The following is a 16,230-nucleotide window of genomic DNA, read 5'->3' as shown; positions in this document are numbered from 1 at the left end:
CTTGGGGAGGTACTGCACATGGCAATTAAACGCAGAAAAGTATCTGTGATCGGCGGAGGTTTTACTGGTGCAACGACAGCCCTAATGGTTGCTCAGAAGGAATTAGGAGACGTAGTGCTTGTGGACATTCCTGATATGGAAGGACCAACAAAGGGGAAGGCACTTGATATGCTCGAATCTACTCCAGTTCAAGGAGTTGATTCCAACGTAGTCGGGACATCAAAATATGAAGACACTGCTGGATCTGATGTAGTTGTTATTACTGCAGGTATTGCAAGAAAACCTGGCATGAGCCGTGATGACCTTGTAAATACAAATGCAAAAATCATGAAGTCAGTGACAAAAGAAGTAGTAAAGTATTCCCCTGATTGTTATATCATAGTACTTACTAATCCTGCTGACGCTATGACGTATACTGTGTTTAAAGAGTCAGGTTTCCCTAAAAACCGCGTAATGGGACAATCCGGTGTACTGGATACTGCACGTTTCCGTACCTTTGTCGCTCAAGAACTGAATCTTTCTGTCGAAGATATCCAGGGATTTGTTCTAGGGGGCCATGGAGACGACATGGTACCATTAATTCGCTATTCAAGTGCAGGGGGAGTTCCTTTAACTAAGCTTCTCCCTCAAGATCGTATTGATGCGATTGTAGAACGCACTCGAAAAGGCGGCGGGGAAATCGTTCAGCTTTTAGGCAACGGAAGTGCCTATTATGCGCCAGCTGCCTCCTTGACTCAAATGGTTGAGGCCATTTTGAAAGACAAGAAACGTGTTCTTCCATCAATAGCTTACCTTGAAGGGGAGTATGGATATGAAGACTTGTATGTCGGAGTTCCTACCATTCTAGGTGGCGATGGTGTAGAAAAAATTATTGAGCTGGACCTTACTGAGGAAGAAGCAACAGAGCTTTCTAAGTCAGTAGAATCTGTAAAAAGCGTGATGACTGCATTACCAAAAGATTAATAAGCAAAGCTTGTCCGGGAAGTTTTCCGGGCAAGCTTTTTTTTCGTATTCAGTCAACTGTGTAAATGTCCTTAGCACATAGAAGGGAAGATAGGAGAGTATTGTTTATCTATAATAAGGATAGTAAGATAAAGAAAGAAAAGGGGATTATATTTCTTGCCGTTAAGATCATGTTCTGGTGACAGGGGTGCCAGAAACAGATGGAGGAGAATTACATATTATGGCTCAGCGGTTACTTGTAGTAGATGATGAAGAGTCGATTGTTACCTTGATTAAATTTAACCTTGAACAAGCAGGATACAAGGTAGACACAGCTATGGACGGTTCAGAGGCTTTTAGTAAGGCACAGAATCAAGAGTTTGACCTTATCGTACTTGATTTAATGATACCTGAAATGGACGGACTTGAAGTGTGCAGGCAAATTAGACAAGAGAAGATTAATACTCCCATCTTAATGGTGACAGCAAAAGATGAGGAATTCGATAAAGTACTAGGCCTGGAGCTTGGTGCTGATGATTACATGACCAAGCCGTTCAGTCCCCGGGAACTCGTAGCAAGGGTCAGAGCAATATTAAGAAGAGTTGAAAACAGAAGCAATAATAGTTCCTATGGAAACCAAGGATCCAAGGAAGAGATCAAAATTGGTCATTTGCTAATATACCCTGAAAATTATCAAGCCTTGGTTAATAAAGAGCCATTAGAATTAACACCTAAAGAATTTGAGCTGCTTCTTTATTTAGCTGTGAATAAAGAAAGGGTACTTACCCGGGATCAGCTGTTAAACGCTGTCTGGAACTATGAATTTGTTGGAGATACGAGAATTGTGGATGTGCATATCAGTCATCTTAGAGAAAAAATTGAACCTAATACAAAAAAGCCTGTGTATATTAAAACCGTGAGAGGTCTTGGATATAAATTAGAGGAGCCTTCTTCCTTATGAAAAAACTTAGAACAAGATTAATGATAGGCTTTCTCTCTGTCATTTTTCTTGTCCTTGTTATTCTAGGTTTCTTAGTGGGCGAAGTCGTAAAAAGCTCCTACCTGGACCAGCTTACAGATAGACTTGAGAGAGAAGCCGAGCTGGCAGCTCTAACGATTTCTGAACGAGGTGGTGATGAGTGGCAGTCCCTTGCTGTAGACATTAGCGAGAGCCTTGGGACTAGAGTCACCATATTGAACTCAGAAGGCACAGTCATTGGCGAATCAGAGAGAACACCGGTGGGAATGGAAAATCATTCAGGTCGCCCTGAAATCATGAATGCGGGAGAAAGCGGTACTCACCATGTTCGTTATAGTACGACTGTTGGGGCAGAACTTCTTTATTTTGCACTTCCTCTTGAATTAAATGGAGAGGTGGAGGGATATTTAAGACTTGGGCTGCCCGTAGAGCATGTAAATGAAATGAATCGTCAGATCTGGATTTTTATTGGACTTACATTTACTGTCGCTTTTTTCGTTATTCTATCCCTTAATTACCGGATTGCTAGCCAGCTTACGAAGCCTATCGGCCAAGTAACAAAGGTTGCAAATGAGTTAGCAAAAGGAAACTTTAACGCCAGAACGTATTCTGGGTCAAAGGATGAAGTCGGACAGCTTACGAGATCAATTAATGTTCTTGCTTATAACCTGGGTCAGATTACAAAAAGGTATCAGACGCAGCAGGAGCGTTTAGAGGCTTTAATTGATAATATGGGCAGCGGATTAATATTTATTAATGATCGTGGTGATATTACACTCATAAATCAGGCTTGTAAGGACATTTTTAATGAAAATACAGATGAATGGCAGGATGTTTTGTATTATGAAGTGATTCATGAAAAAGAGCTAATAAAATTCATTCAAAGTGTTCTCTTAACTGAGCAAAAAGACAGGCAGCAGGTAACCATTTCTGCTCCTTTGGAGATGAAATATTATGACGTTTACGGAGCACCGGTCATTGGTGCACGTAATAAACTGCGAGGGATTGTTCTGGTTCTTCATGACATCTCCGAGCTGAAAAAATTAGAACAAGTACGAAAAGATTTTGTTGCTAATGTTTCTCATGAATTAAGAACCCCTGTTACCTCTGTAAAGGGATTCGCTGAAACTCTCCTTGATGGTGCCATGGAAAACCCTGAGCTTAGGAAACAATTTCTTGATATTATTTGGAAAGAAAGTGACCGGCTGCAGGACTTGATAAGTGAGCTGCTGGAGCTGTCAAAGATTGAGCAGGAGCACTTCCAGCTGCATATACAGCAGGTAAATATTGCAGCCCTTACAAAGGAAGTGACAGATCTTCTTCTCCCTAAGGCCAAAGAGAAAGATATCACTGTAACTAGTAAGGGAGATGGAAAAGCTCTCATGAATGGAGACCCTGCTCGCTTAAAACAAATTTTAATAAATATTATTAATAATTCCATTGTTTACACCCCTGTTAAAGGCAACATTCTTGTGGAAGTAACGAGTGAAGACAAACAGATCAAGGTCTCAGTTACTGATACTGGCATAGGGATTAGTCAAGAACATATAAAACGAATTTTTGAACGCTTTTACAGAATAGAAAAAGCAAGAAGCCGAAATTCAGGAGGGACAGGACTGGGATTAGCCATTGTTAAACACCTGGTAGAGGCTCATCAAGGGAAAATTGAAGTAGATAGCACATTAGGTAAGGGGACCACATTTACTCTAACCTTTCCAAAAGAATTGATATAAAGTAAACTTTACCTACTCTTTACTTTCTCTTCATATCTCCTTAACAAATTAACGGTAGGATAATAATAGAACGGCTCATAATTCCCTTTATTGGACGAAAGCCCCCCTTGGCTTTCGTCCTAATTTGTGTCTGAATAGTACTTCATGTGTAAAAAAATCCACATTCAGTAAAAGGTTTTCATAATTTAGGAGAAAATTTGATAGAATCATAGGACCCTACTCTTCTTTGTTCTATAATAGAAAGGTATATCTTATTTATTAAAAAAAGAGATGAAATACATAAATAGGATACATAAGGTTGTAAGGAAAGACAGGGGGGAATGAAGTGGTAACCATTAAGCAGTTAATCCTAGGTTTTTTTGCACTGATTGGGGTTGTTATCTTAGCTTTATTTTTAATTACAGGCTGGTATACGGTTGATGAATCAGAACAAGCAGCATTAATTACCTTTGGAGCAGTGGAAGAAACAGTCTCCGAGCCAGGTCTGAACTTTAAGCTGCCTTGGCCGGTGCAAAGAGTAGAAATACTTCCTATTTCTACGAACAGCCTAAGGGTTGGGTATGTGGAAGAGGATGGAGAAGTGACCGAATACACAGATGAGGCAAAAATGATCACCGGGGATGAAAATATCCTATTTGCCGATTTAGTCGTGCAATGGAGAATAACGGATGTGGAGAGGTATTTATTTAACGTCGATGATCCTGAACGAATCTTACATAACGCTACCTCTGCATCTTTACGTGGGGTCATTGGAAGCTCACTAATCGATGATGTATTAACAGATCAACGGCCGGAAGTAGAAGGAAAAGTCTTTGATAATTTAACTGGACTTATTGATCGCTATGACATTGGGATCACCGTCCTCGATGTAAAGCTTCAGGACGTAGAGCTTCCAACTGAAGAGGTAAGACGTGCCTTTACTGAAGTGACAGATGCGAGAGAAGAACGGTTAACAAAGATTAATCAGGCTAATAGATACCGTAACCAGGAAATAAATGAAGCTGAAGGGGAACAGGATGCGATAATTTCCCGTGCTGAGGGACAGCGAGCAGAAAGAATAGAAAGAGCCAGAGGGGATGCTTCACGTTTTAACGCTCTCTACGAAGAATATCAAAATAACCCTGAAGTTACGAGGCAGAGACTTGTTTTAGAAACACTCGAAGATGTGCTTCCTGGCACAGATATTTTTATTCTGGACAGCAATCAGGACACAGTAAACTACTTGCCTCTTCGTCCTATGGAGCAACGTGAAGAGGAAGCTGTACTGGCTGATCAAGGAAGAAGCAACGATTCGGAGGAAGTGGAAGAGCCTGAGGAACCTGCAGAAGAACCTGCCGAAGAACCTGATGAGGAAGAAATACAGGAAAACGTAGAGGAAGAAGAAGCAGATTCAGTGGAAGATGACGAACAGGAGGAAGGAGGGAACAGCTGATGGCAGACAATAATATAGTGAACTTTAACGAAAAAAGAGGGCCTGAAAATTTAGGGACATGGATTAAGAAGGCTATTGTCCTTGTTGTTTTGCTTGCCCTTCTAATCATAGGAATTTCTAACCTGTTTATCGTGGAACAAGGGGAGTACAAAGTAGTCCGGCAGTTTGGAGAGGTTGTGAGAATTGAAGAGGAGCCGGGACTTAATGTGAAAATCCCATTTATCCAGACTGTTTCTTCTCTTCCAAAATATCAAATGAGCTACGATGTCAATCCTGCTGAAATAAACACAAGGGATAAAAAGAGAATGCTGGTTGATAATTATGCTGTATGGCGTGTAGAGGACCCACGGGCTATGATTGGAAACGCCAGAACCATAGAAAACGCAGAATCCATTATGTCTAATTTTATTTTTTCAGTCATAAGGGCAGAATTAGGGCAGATGGATTATGATGAAATAATAAATGAGGAAGAGTCGGGCCGGGGTGATTTTAACGAACGGGTGACAGAAAGAGTAAATGAGCTTCTAGCCCGTGATAATTATGGCATTATTATTACAGATGTAAGGATGAAGAGAACGGACCTTCCTGAAGACAACGAGCTGGCTATTCATCGGCGGATGATCTCTGAACGGGAGTCTACAGCACAGGAGTACCTTTCACAAGGGGATGCAGAGGCCAACCGTATACGTGCAAATACGGACCGGGAAGTCCAGGAGATAATCTCAACGGCAGAAGCGGATGCAAGTGAGATTATTGGTGAAGGTGAAGCAGAAGCAGCCAGAGTTTATAATGCGGCTTTTGGAAGGGACACGGAATTTTATGAACTATACCGTACTCTTGAAAGCTACCGTACGACAATTGAAGATGAAACGGTCATTACTTTGCCAGCTGATTCACCATATGCCCGAATACTGATGGGTTATATAGACTAAGTTAAAAAGCTCTCTTCCTATAACAGGCAGAGAGCTTTTTAAAACGACTGGCAAACGAAAAACAGAATGAGTTCCTGAGTCTGACCTGAGGGAACGGATATGATAAAATAACTCTACATGAGAAGTGGAACATTGTAACTTATACAGAGAGAGGAGCTTTCTCCATGAGTAAGCTTATTTTAATTGACGGCAACAGTATTGCCTACCGGGCTTTTTTTGCACTGCCCCTTTTAAATAATGAAAAAGGGGTATACACCAACGCGGTTTACGGGTTTACTACGATGCTGCTGAAAGTAATTGAAGAAGAAAAGCCGTCTCATATGCTTGTAGCATTTGACGCAGGCAAGACAACCTTTCGTCATAAGACTTATGAAAAATACAAATCAGGGCGCCAAAAAACTCCACCGGAGCTTTCTGAGCAGCTTCCTCTTATTAGGGAGGTACTGGATGCGTTCAACATATCAAGGTTTGAAATTGAGAACTATGAAGCTGACGACATTATCGGTACTCTGTCGAAGGAAGCAGAAGCACAAAATTGGGAAGTGAAAGTTTATTCAGGAGATAAAGATCTGCTTCAGCTCGTTAGTGAAAAGACGAAGGTCGCTTTAACCAGAAAAGGGATTACCAACGTAGAAACGTACGACATGAATGCCATAGAAGAGAAATATGGCTTCCATCCCGAGCAGATTATCGATATGAAGGGTCTTATGGGGGATAGTTCTGATAACATCCCTGGTGTTCCCGGGATAGGAGAAAAGACAGCCATTAAATTACTTAAACAATTCGGCACGATTGAAAAAGTACTTGACTCGATCAATGAAATTTCTGGGAAAAAAATGAAGGAGCGCCTTGAGGAAAATAAAGACCAGGCAATGATGAGCAAAGAGCTGGCTACCATTAATCGTGACTCACCTGTTGATGTGGACCTTTCCACAGTCACATTTGGCGAGTATGATTCAAAGAAGATCACAAGGATCTTTAAAGAACTTGAATTTTCAAGTCTCCTTGAAAGGTTTGATGCCGGAGAAACGGAAGTTCAAGAGGATTTAAAGGATGTTACCTACAGAAGCGTGGAGGAAGTAACAAAGGACATCCTGGTTTCTCCTTCAGCGTTAGTTGTTGAAGTGCCTCAGGAAAACTACCATCAGGCTGATATATGGGGCATAGCCCTGGTAAATGAAAAAGGACGGTATTTCATTCCTGCAAAGGTAGCCATGGAATCTGAAGTTTTCAGAGAGTGGGCAGCTGATGAGACCGCAGAGAAACTAATGTTTGATACGAAACGGGCAGTCGTAGCTCTTGGCTGGAAAGGTATTATTCTTGCCGGTGTCAATTTTGACATGTTAATTGCTTCCTATTTAATTGATCCTTCAACTTCCTCACATGAGCTTGCGGATATCGCTTCTAGATACAAGAAAAAAATTGTCGACCAGGATGATGCTGTTTACGGAAAAGGGGCAAAGCGGGCAGAACCAGAAGAAAATATTCTGGCAGAGCACCTAGTCCGTAAGGGTGAAACGATATTTACCTTAAAAGAAGAACTTGAGAAAGATCTGAAAGAAAACGAGCAGCATGAGCTTTTTTCAAATCTTGAATTACCTTTGTCGCTCATTCTTGGGAACATGGAAACGACAGGTGTACAAGTTGATGCAGAGCAGCTTGAAAAAATGGGGGCGGAATTAGATAAAACATTAAAAGAGCTTGAAAAAGAAATTCATGCTCTGGCGGGAACCGAGTTTAATATTAATTCACCGAAACAGCTCGGACCTATCCTTTTTGAAAAATTGAATCTTCCTCCTATCAAGAAAACAAAAACGGGGTATTCTACGTCAGCTGATGTTTTAGAGAAGCTTCAAGACAGTCATGAGATTATCCCTAAGCTTCTTCATTACCGTCAGGTTTCTAAATTGAAATCAACGTACGTAGATGGATTGTTAAAGGTTATTCATCCTGAGACAAACAAAATCCATACGACCTTTAATCAGGCAATTACCCAAACCGGACGACTAAGCTCAACAGAACCCAACCTGCAAAATATTCCAATTCGTTTAGAAGAAGGCAGAAAGATTCGCAGAGCTTTTGTCTCATCGGAAGACAATTGGGTCATACTTGCAGCTGACTATTCACAGATTGAACTGAGAGTTTTAGCTCATATGGCAGGTGATAAAGGGTTACTGGAAGCTTTTCAAAACAACATGGATGTGCATACAAAGACAGCGATGGATGTCTTTCACGTGGAAGAAGACGGGGTTACTGCTGACATGAGAAGAAGTGCCAAAGCGGTTAATTTTGGAATCGTCTATGGTATCAGCGATTATGGTTTATCTCAAAGCCTTGGTATAACTCGTAAAGAGGCTCAGGAATTCATAGATCGTTATTTAGAAAGCTATCCCAAAGTGAAGGAATACATGGAAAACAGTAAAGAAGAAGCAAGAGAAAAGGGTTTCGTCACTACTCTTATGCACCGCCGCCGCTATCTCCCTGATATTACAAGCCGCAATTTCAACCGCAGAAGCTTTGCCGAGCGGACGGCTATGAATACACCAATACAGGGAACGGCTGCTGATATTATTAAGAAAGCAATGGTGGACGTAAGTGAGCGAATGGAGCAGGAAAAGGTGAAAAGCCGCCTGCTTTTACAGGTGCACGATGAACTGATTTTTGAAGTGCCGCCTGAAGAACTTGAGGTCATGAAAGAGCTTGTTGCAGAAGAAATGGAACAAACTATTTCACTTGATGTGCCATTAAAGGCAGACGTTTCATACGGAGATACCTGGTATGATGCAAAATAAGGAGAGAGATACATGCCTGAACTTCCTGAGGTAGAAACAGTAAAAGAAACGCTCACCCAGCTTATCAAAGGGAAAGAAATCAAAGAGGTTACAATAACCTGGCCAAAAATTATAAAAAGACCCGATGATCAGGAAGCTTTTCGGACTCTTATTCATGGGCAAACAATTCATGAAATTACAAGACGAGGTAAGTTCTTAAAATTTCATCTGGACGATCTCGTTCTTGTTTCCCACCTTCGAATGGAAGGCCGCTACGAAATGTCTGATGGACAAGAAGCAGATAAACATACACATGTGCGCTTTTTATTTACCGATGGAACTGAGCTCAGATACAGGGATGTACGTAAATTCGGAACCATGCATCTTTTCGAAAAAGGGACGGAAGAGACCGCTCTTCCCCTTGCGCAGCTCGGTCCTGAACCTCTAACGCCGGAATTTACGCCTGAGGTATTGAAAAGAGCATTTGAAAAAACGACTCGAAATGTTAAAGCGGTCCTTCTTGATCAAAAAGCAGTAGCCGGACTTGGAAATATTTATGTGGATGAAGCCTTATTTAAAGCCGGAATCAGACCTAATGCCAAAGCAAGCACCTTACATCATGAGGAGTTAGTAAGACTTCATCAAACCATTGTGGAAACACTTCAGGAAGCTGTCGATAAGGGTGGAAGCTCCGTTCGCTCATATGTAAACAGCAAAGGTGACATGGGCATGTTTCAGCTTCATCTTTATGTATATGGGAGGCAAGGGGAAGAGTGCAGAAACTGTATGACTCCAATCGAAAAGCTGGTTGTAGCTGGCAGAGGCACTCATTTTTGCCCTGGATGCCAGCCAGAAAAATAAATGTTGAAAATAGGAAGGGACTTTTGTCTGCCGATGAACATCGGATAGGCTCCTGCCATATACTTATCGTAAAGTATGCGATGGAGAGAGGAGCTTATCTGTATGGCAGAAGTCCTTTCATTGTTGGTGCTTGCCTTCGCCGTAAGTTTAGACAGCTTTGGAGTAGGGTTAACCTATGGGTTGAGAAAAATGAAGCTTCCATTAAAGGCTCTCATTTTTATCGCCGGATGTTCAGCAGTATCAGTGCTTATAGCCTCAGGATTTGGCAGTATCATTCAGCGCTATGTATCATCAGGCTTTGCTGAATCTGTCGGAGGCATAATATTGATCTTGATTGGCCTCTGGGCAATTTATCAAGTACTTAAACCATCAGAAGGGAAAGAAGAGCAACAGAAGACAGGAAAAGACAAAGATGGGTTTTTCATAAATTTTGAAATTAAGTGGCTGGGACTTGTAATCAGCATACTTAAAAAGCCTACAGCTGCAGATGTGGATGGATCAGGGACTATCAGCCTCCGTGAAGCATTTTTATTAGGAATCGCTTTATCACTGGATGCGTTTGGAGCAGGGATTGGAGCCTCTTTAATTGGAATCAGCCCTATTTTTCTTGCTGGAACTGTAGCTTTTATGTGTGCCTTTTTTGTAACACTTGGTATGAAAGGCGGTTACAGGCTGTCCGGAGTAAACTGGGTGAAAAGCATGTCTTTTCTTCCCGGAGTGCTGTTGATTGTGCTTGGTGTATTAAACTTGTAACAGGACTTTCTTTCCATTGCGGCTAGAGAGTCTCCTTTACATAAATTGTACTAACCGTTCACAAAGAAAGGGGGGAGTTCATGTGATTATAGGATTAACAGGCGGAATTGCAAGCGGTAAAAGCTTTGTTGCTGGTTTGATGGAAGAATGGGGACTTCCGGTTGTCGATGCTGATAAAATAGCAAGGGAAGTAGCCGAGCCGGGAGAGCAGGCTTATGAACAAATTATAGAAGCCTTTGGCTCTAATATTTTAAACGTTGACGGAACTATCAATCGCAAATCCCTTGGTAAATTAATTTTTGAAGATGATAAACGCCGGGAGATTTTAAATCAAATTATGCATCCGGCCATCCGTTCTAAAATGATTGAAGAGAAAGAGAAACTCCAGGATAAAGGACATGAGCATATTGTATTTGACCTTCCGCTTCTAATTGAAAACCAGCTTCAATTCATGGTGGATAAAGTGCTCCTTGTATATGTGGAAGATGATATTCAGCTTGCACGTTTAATGGAGAGAGATCAATCAAGTGAAGAAGATGCGCTTAATCGAATACGGTCGCAAATGCCTTTAATTAAAAAAAGAGAATTTGCCGATAAAGTGATTGATAATGGCGGTTCAAGAGAAGATACTAAAAAACAGTTGAAGAATGTATTATGGAATTGGAAACTCCCTATAGCTGACTAGAAAAAAGCTTTAAATTCTAAGGTTATCCCTTGGTTTTTAAAGCTTTTTTTGTTTCTCGTACATCCTATAGAAAGAAAAGACTAAAAGAGGAGTTTCTTTACATATCTCGCTTCAGAAAAAATGGTCATCTTTATTGTACCGTTTTCATAAAAACTATAGTACGATGAAACCTCTTTGTGTTATACTAATTTTAACAAAAGGTTATTTAGTATATCACAAATAACAGAGGAGGCTTCCTTTATGACGGTTAAGGTAGCAGTAAATGGGTTTGGAAGAATTGGAAGAATGGTTTTTAGAAAAGCAATCCTTGATGACAAATTAGATATGGTGGCCATTAACGCAAGTTATCCTGCGGAAACATTAGCCCACCTTTTAAAATATGATACGATTCACGGCGTTTTTAATGCGGAGGTAATTGCGAAAGACGATAAATTATTTATAAACGGAAAAGAAATTGTACTTCTTCAAAAGCGTGATCCAAAAGAGCTTCCTTGGAAGGAGCTTGGTGTGGATATCGTTATTGAAGCAACCGGGAAGTTCAAGTCAAAAGAAACAGCTGGGCTTCATATTGAAGCAGGAGCAAAAAAAGTCATTATTACAGCCCCTGGAAAAAATGAAGATGTAACGATCGTAATGGGTGTAAACGAAGAAGACTATAACCCTGAAAAACATGATGTTGTGTCCAATGCATCCTGCACGACTAACTGCCTGGCACCTGTCGTAAAAGTACTGGAAAAACAATTTGGAATTGAAACAGGAATGATGACTACCGTACATTCTTATACAAATGACCAAAAGAACATTGATAATCCTCACAAGGATTTAAGAAGAGCAAGAGCCTGCGGCCAGTCAATCATCCCTACTTCTACAGGGGCTGCTAAAGCACTTTCTAAAGTCCTTCCTGAACTTGAAGGGAAAATGAATGGCATGGCTTTAAGAGTCCCGACTCCTAACGTCTCTCTTGTTGACTTAGTTGTCGACTTGAAAAAGAATGTAACAGTCGAAGAGGTAAACAAGGCATTTGAAACAGCTGCAAACGGTGAATTGAAAGGAATACTCGCTTTCAACAATGATCCTCTTGTTTCTGTTGATTATAATGGAAATGAAAACTCCTCCATTATCGATGGCCTGTCTACAATGGTAATGAATGACAAACAAGTAAAGGTGCTTGCATGGTATGACAATGAGTGGGGATATTCCTGCCGGGTTGTTGATCTAGTGAATCATGTAGCGAACGGAATTAATAAAACATCACCGGTTGGGGCATAAATATACAAAGAGCATCAGGAAGCCTGGTGCTCTTTTGCTGATTTTCTGCATAATCATCCATTATAAGAAAATGAAGTAAAACGTAAGAATAAGGAGAAATTTAAAGATAATATAAAAATATCATTACGTTATTGCAAAAATTGAGTAAAGGAAGTATACTAAATTTCGTGAACTTCGACTAAGCTGTATAAGGAACTGTTGTTACTGAAAGGGTTAGGGCCTCTGAGAACTAACTTTCCCCCGTAGTAACGATTTCCTCCATGCTTGAGTATGCATGAAGTATTTTTAAATGAGGGGGATGCCGCTTATGGATACAATGGGAAGACATGTCATTGCGGAACTTTGGGGTTGCAGTATTGAGAAATTAAACGACTTAAATTATATTGAACAGGTCTTTGTAGATGCAGCTTTACGGGCAGGTGCAGAAGTAAGAGAAGTGGCTTTTCATAAATTTGCTCCACACGGTGTGAGCGGGGTGGTAATTATTTCTGAATCCCATCTTACAATACACAGCTTTCCAGAACATGGGTATGCAAGCATTGATGTATACACATGTGGAGATCGCATCGATCCAAATGTGGCTTCCAATTATATTTCTGAAGCGCTCGGTGCAGAGACTCAAGAAGTAGTAGAAGTCCCAAGAGGAATGGGACCTGTACAAGTAAAGAAGCCAATCGCAAAAGTATTATAAATTAAAAGGGGTGCCTTCGTGGCACCCTTTTTCATATTTTTCCTTACATATGAAAAAGTTGTCTAACTGCAATAGAAAATGGTTGTGTTTGCTTCCTTTCCAAACCTCTTGTATGAATGATATGATAGTATGAAGAGAAATGGAGAAGAAGGTCACCTGGGTAGCACCCAGGGTCAAACTGGAGATGATGTTATGCTTTGTCCAGCATGCCATTCAAACGCAACCAGAGTGTTGGACTCAAGGCCAAGCAATGAAGGCCGTTCAATTCGCCGCCGAAGAGAATGTGAATCCTGCCACTACCGTTTTACGACTTTTGAAGTGGTTGAAGAACTTCCCTTGATCGTAGTCAAAAAAGGCGGGGAAAGAGAAGAGTTCAGCAGGGAAAAGATTCTTCGCGGGTTGATAAGAGCCTGTGAGAAGCGTCCGGTTGCGCTTGAAACATTGGAAGAAATAGTAAATGACGTAGAGAAACAATTACGAGGAGACGGAAAATCAGAAGTGATGAGTGAAGAAATTGGAGAGCTGGTTATGGAAAGACTGGCTTCAGTGGACGATGTCGCTTATGTAAGGTTTGCTTCTGTGTACCGTCAATTTAAAGATATTAATGTATTTATTAATGAACTTAAGGAATTAATTAACAAGGATGAAAAAAAAGAGTAAGACGACGGAGCTTAGGGCGCACCGCTTTAGCTCCTTTTTTTGTATGTCATACTTTTTCATAGATGCAATAATAAATTTATATAACAAGCTTTCAGTGAAAGGAATAAATAAGGGGGAGGAACATGAGCTGGCATTGGAAAGAGCTACTTCCTATCGACCGCTATTGTGTCCGAACAGATGAAAAGCCATGCGAAGGAGATCAAAAAGTATTAAGTCTTTTATATCAGCCTTTAATCGGTTCCATGGCAGTAAGTCTGTACATGACACTTGCGAGCAAACTGGAGAAAGATTCCTACTGGAGCGATGAGTCAAACCATCAAGAGCTGATGCTGGTAATGGGAGCCGCGTTAAACCAGATATTTGAGGAAAGGCGAAAACTGGAAGGGATAGGTTTGCTCCGAACCTATAAGCAAGCTGAAGAAGGTTCATCACTGTTTATCTATGAGCTGCAGGCTCCAATGTCTCCCAAGCAATTTTTTCAAAATGACGTGCTTAGTGTTTTCCTTTACAATAGATTAGGAAAAGAGAAGTACCGAAAGACGAGAGACCGTTTTATGTTAGATACGATAGATGAATCCTCGTGCACGGAAATTACGTCTTCTTTTAACGAAGTATTTGCATCCTTGCATCATTCAGAAATGGTATTGCAAAATCAGGAAGCACAAGAAATGATCATGGCAGAAGAAAAGGGAAAAGGCTTTGCTCAGCGCCCGTCAGGAAAGGATCCATTTCTGGATCAAAGCAGCTTTGACTTTGAGCTTCTTAAAGCAGACTTGCCGGCATTTATCAAGACAGAAGACATACTCAGTGAAGAAGCCAAAGATGCGATTGCCCGTCTGGCTTTTGTATATCGGCTTGGTCCCTTAGAGATGAGCAAGCTGATTCAACAGTCTCTTGTTGGCGGGGAAACGTTGGAAATTAGTGAACTAAGGAAGAAGGTTCAGGACTGGTATCGTTTTGAGTATGGTCCTGAGCCGCCTGCTTTAGCATATCGAACCCATCCTGCCAAACATCGAATAATGGAAGAAAAAGAGCCTGTAACAGAGGAAGAAAAGATGATTCACTTTTATGAATCGACTTCTCCGGTGATGCTCCTTGAAAGCATATCAGACGGGGCAAAGGTGCCCCTTGCTGATATTAAAATTGTAGAATCATTAATCCTGGAGTACCGCCTGCAGCCTGGTGTGGTAAATGTCCTTATTGATTATGTAATGAAAACAAACAATATGAAGCTTAACAAAACCTTAATCCAAAAGATAGCAGGTCACTGGTCGCGTAAGCAATTAAACACGGTGAAAGAGGCCATGAACCTGGCTAAGGAAGAAAACAAATCGAAAAAAGCGTTAGCTGAAAAAGCAAACACAAAGCAAGGTGCTGCCTCAGGAAACAGTCGTCCTTATCGTCCGCAAGTTCGTAAAGACAAACTGCCTAAATGGCTGACGGAGGAGCAAGAATCCAAGGAAAAGGTTTCGACAGATTCTGGTCGAAAAGAAATGGAAATCGAAAAGCAGCGTTTTGAAGAGATGATGAGAAAAAGGCATGAGAACCGTAAGAATAGAGGTGAATCATAATGAATTCCATCCGGTCAGCTCTTGAAAATATGATGAAGGATCAAAAATGGGAAAACCGGTATGATCGTCTTAAGCAGGATGTTTACCAATATTCCCGAGTCCAGGAGTTCTTACGAAAGAATGAGGAGATCCCGGAAAAAGAGCTTGAGAACAATATCGGAAAATTATATGAGTTTAAAAAAGAGTGGGAAAACTGTGATGCATGTCCTGGTCTTGACCATTGCCCAAACCTTCTAACTGGGTATCAGCCGGCACTTTTTACGGAAAGAGGGAAGCTGGAAATCAGATATAACTCTTGCCAGCTGAAGCAGCGGGAGGATGAACGTAAACGACTGCAAAAATTGATCAAAAGCCTGTATGTACCAAGAGACATTTTAGATGCTACCTTTGAACAAGTAGAACAGGATCATGACACCAGATTGACTGCTAGTAATGCAGCCCTGGCCTTTGCATTAAATGCTCAGCCTGGAGAAAACGGCAGAGGGTTATATTTATACGGAAAGTTTGGAGTAGGCAAAACCTATTTAATGGGAGCAGTAATGAATGAACTGGCTCAGCGGCATATTGCAAGCATGATTGTGTATGTGCCCGATTTCTTCAGGGAGATGAAGCAATCAGTTTCTGATGGGACAGTTCAGGAAAAGCTCGATGAAGTGAAAAGAGCTCCTGTTCTAATATTGGATGACATTGGCGCGGAAACCATGTCCGGCTGGGTGAGGGATGATATTTTAGGTGTGATATTACATTATCGAATGATGGAAAAGCTTCCAACCTTATTCACATCTAATTATGATTACGAAGAGCTTGAAGAGCATTTAGCCTATTCCCAAAAGGGCGGAATTGAACAGTTAAAGGCAAAGAGAATCATGGAAAGAATTAAACCGTTAACCACTCCAGTTTTTATTGAAGGAAAGAATCGAAGAGAATATAGCTGACATCCCACATTAATTT

14 protein-coding genes are annotated in these 16,230 nt (G+C 41.0%); all 14 read left to right on the top strand.

The genetic code is table 11. From position 1 onward, the window contains the following. Window positions 1–18: 18 nt before the first annotated feature. The gene (mdh, locus tag ACFPU1_RS08070) at window positions 19–963 is read left to right on the top strand and encodes a malate dehydrogenase (protein ID WP_385939989.1); all 945 of its coding nucleotides are present in this window, start codon (window positions 19–21) and stop codon (window positions 961–963) included. Window positions 964–1,183: 220 nt separating this feature from the next. Further along, a complete protein-coding gene (locus ACFPU1_RS08065; RefSeq protein WP_054635156.1) occupies window positions 1,184–1,903 on the top strand; it encodes a response regulator transcription factor in 720 nt (239 codons plus the stop codon). Beyond that, complete coding sequence (pnpS, locus tag ACFPU1_RS08060; RefSeq protein WP_385939987.1) at window positions 1,900–3,654, top strand: two-component system histidine kinase PnpS; 1,755 nt, start codon at window positions 1,900–1,902, stop codon at window positions 3,652–3,654. The genes ACFPU1_RS08065 and pnpS overlap by 4 nt, the downstream gene beginning before the upstream one ends. 325 nt (window positions 3,655–3,979) lie before the next feature. Then, a complete protein-coding gene (hflK, locus tag ACFPU1_RS08055; RefSeq protein WP_385939985.1) occupies window positions 3,980–5,086 on the top strand; it encodes an FtsH protease activity modulator HflK in 1,107 nt (368 codons plus the stop codon). Further along, window positions 5,086–6,018, top strand: coding sequence for a protease modulator HflC (hflC, locus tag ACFPU1_RS08050; protein ID WP_385939983.1), 933 nt, complete (start codon window positions 5,086–5,088; stop codon window positions 6,016–6,018). Before hflK ends, hflC begins: the two co-directional genes overlap by 1 nt. Before the next feature lie 164 nt (window positions 6,019–6,182). Further along, window positions 6,183–8,810, top strand: a complete 2,628-nt coding sequence (polA, locus tag ACFPU1_RS08045; protein ID WP_385939981.1) for a DNA polymerase I — start codon at window positions 6,183–6,185, stop codon at window positions 8,808–8,810. 12 nt (window positions 8,811–8,822) lie between these two features. Beyond that, window positions 8,823–9,650 carry a DNA-formamidopyrimidine glycosylase gene (mutM, locus tag ACFPU1_RS08040; protein ID WP_385939979.1) on the top strand — a complete coding sequence of 276 codons (828 nt, stop codon included), beginning with the start codon at window positions 8,823–8,825 and terminating at the stop codon, window positions 9,648–9,650. 102 nt (window positions 9,651–9,752) lie between these two features. After that, window positions 9,753–10,403, top strand: a complete 651-nt coding sequence (gene ytaF, locus ACFPU1_RS08035) for a sporulation membrane protein YtaF (RefSeq protein WP_385939977.1) — start codon at window positions 9,753–9,755, stop codon at window positions 10,401–10,403. Between the two features lie 82 nt (window positions 10,404–10,485). Then, window positions 10,486–11,088, top strand: a complete 603-nt coding sequence (gene coaE, locus ACFPU1_RS08030) for a dephospho-CoA kinase (protein WP_385939975.1) — start codon at window positions 10,486–10,488, stop codon at window positions 11,086–11,088. A 240-nt stretch (window positions 11,089–11,328) separates the two neighbouring features. Beyond that, the gene (locus ACFPU1_RS08025; protein WP_385939973.1) at window positions 11,329–12,357 is read left to right on the top strand and encodes a glyceraldehyde-3-phosphate dehydrogenase; all 1,029 of its coding nucleotides are present in this window, start codon (window positions 11,329–11,331) and stop codon (window positions 12,355–12,357) included. A gap of 307 nt (window positions 12,358–12,664) precedes the next feature. Further along, on the top strand, window positions 12,665–13,048 hold the full coding sequence (gene speD, locus ACFPU1_RS08020) for an adenosylmethionine decarboxylase (RefSeq protein WP_198508968.1): 384 nt from the start codon (window positions 12,665–12,667) through the stop codon (window positions 13,046–13,048). A gap of 192 nt (window positions 13,049–13,240) precedes the next feature. Continuing rightward, the gene (nrdR, locus tag ACFPU1_RS08015; protein WP_385940501.1) at window positions 13,241–13,708 is read left to right on the top strand and encodes a transcriptional regulator NrdR; all 468 of its coding nucleotides are present in this window, start codon (window positions 13,241–13,243) and stop codon (window positions 13,706–13,708) included. Between the two features lie 122 nt (window positions 13,709–13,830). Continuing rightward, window positions 13,831–15,279 carry a replication initiation and membrane attachment family protein gene (locus ACFPU1_RS08010; RefSeq protein WP_385939970.1) on the top strand — a complete coding sequence of 483 codons (1,449 nt, stop codon included), beginning with the start codon at window positions 13,831–13,833 and terminating at the stop codon, window positions 15,277–15,279. Then, window positions 15,279–16,214: a primosomal protein DnaI gene (dnaI, locus tag ACFPU1_RS08005; RefSeq protein ID WP_385939969.1), complete on the top strand. Its 936-nt coding sequence runs from the start codon at window positions 15,279–15,281 to the stop codon at window positions 16,212–16,214. The genes ACFPU1_RS08010 and dnaI overlap by 1 nt, the downstream gene beginning before the upstream one ends. The last annotated feature ends 16 nt before the right edge of the window (window positions 16,215–16,230 follow it).

It is taken from the genome of Thalassorhabdus alkalitolerans (assembly GCF_042656525.1).
Lineage (GTDB): Bacteria > Bacillota > Bacilli > Bacillales > Marinococcaceae > Thalassorhabdus > Thalassorhabdus alkalitolerans.
The sequence above is the reverse complement of the archived record's forward strand: the minus strand, read 5'-3'. Positions and strand labels throughout refer to the sequence as shown.

Coding starts and splice junctions, on each gene's coding strand:
- mdh (WP_385939989.1), top strand. CDS start 19: ATGGCAATTAAACGCAGAAAAGTATCTGTGATCGGCGGAGGTTTTACT.
- ACFPU1_RS08065 (WP_054635156.1), top strand. CDS start 1,184: ATGGCTCAGCGGTTACTTGTAGTAGATGATGAAGAGTCGATTGTTACC.
- pnpS (WP_385939987.1), top strand. CDS start 1,900: ATGAAAAAACTTAGAACAAGATTAATGATAGGCTTTCTCTCTGTCATT.
- hflC (WP_385939983.1), top strand. CDS start 5,086: ATGGCAGACAATAATATAGTGAACTTTAACGAAAAAAGAGGGCCTGAA.
- polA (WP_385939981.1), top strand. CDS start 6,183: ATGAGTAAGCTTATTTTAATTGACGGCAACAGTATTGCCTACCGGGCT.
- mutM (WP_385939979.1), top strand. CDS start 8,823: ATGCCTGAACTTCCTGAGGTAGAAACAGTAAAAGAAACGCTCACCCAG.
- ytaF (WP_385939977.1), top strand. CDS start 9,753: ATGGCAGAAGTCCTTTCATTGTTGGTGCTTGCCTTCGCCGTAAGTTTA.
- ACFPU1_RS08025 (WP_385939973.1), top strand. CDS start 11,329: ATGACGGTTAAGGTAGCAGTAAATGGGTTTGGAAGAATTGGAAGAATG.
- speD (WP_198508968.1), top strand. CDS start 12,665: ATGGATACAATGGGAAGACATGTCATTGCGGAACTTTGGGGTTGCAGT.
- nrdR (WP_385940501.1), top strand. CDS start 13,241: ATGCTTTGTCCAGCATGCCATTCAAACGCAACCAGAGTGTTGGACTCA.
- ACFPU1_RS08010 (WP_385939970.1), top strand. CDS start 13,831: ATGAGCTGGCATTGGAAAGAGCTACTTCCTATCGACCGCTATTGTGTC.
- dnaI (WP_385939969.1), top strand. CDS start 15,279: ATGAATTCCATCCGGTCAGCTCTTGAAAATATGATGAAGGATCAAAAA.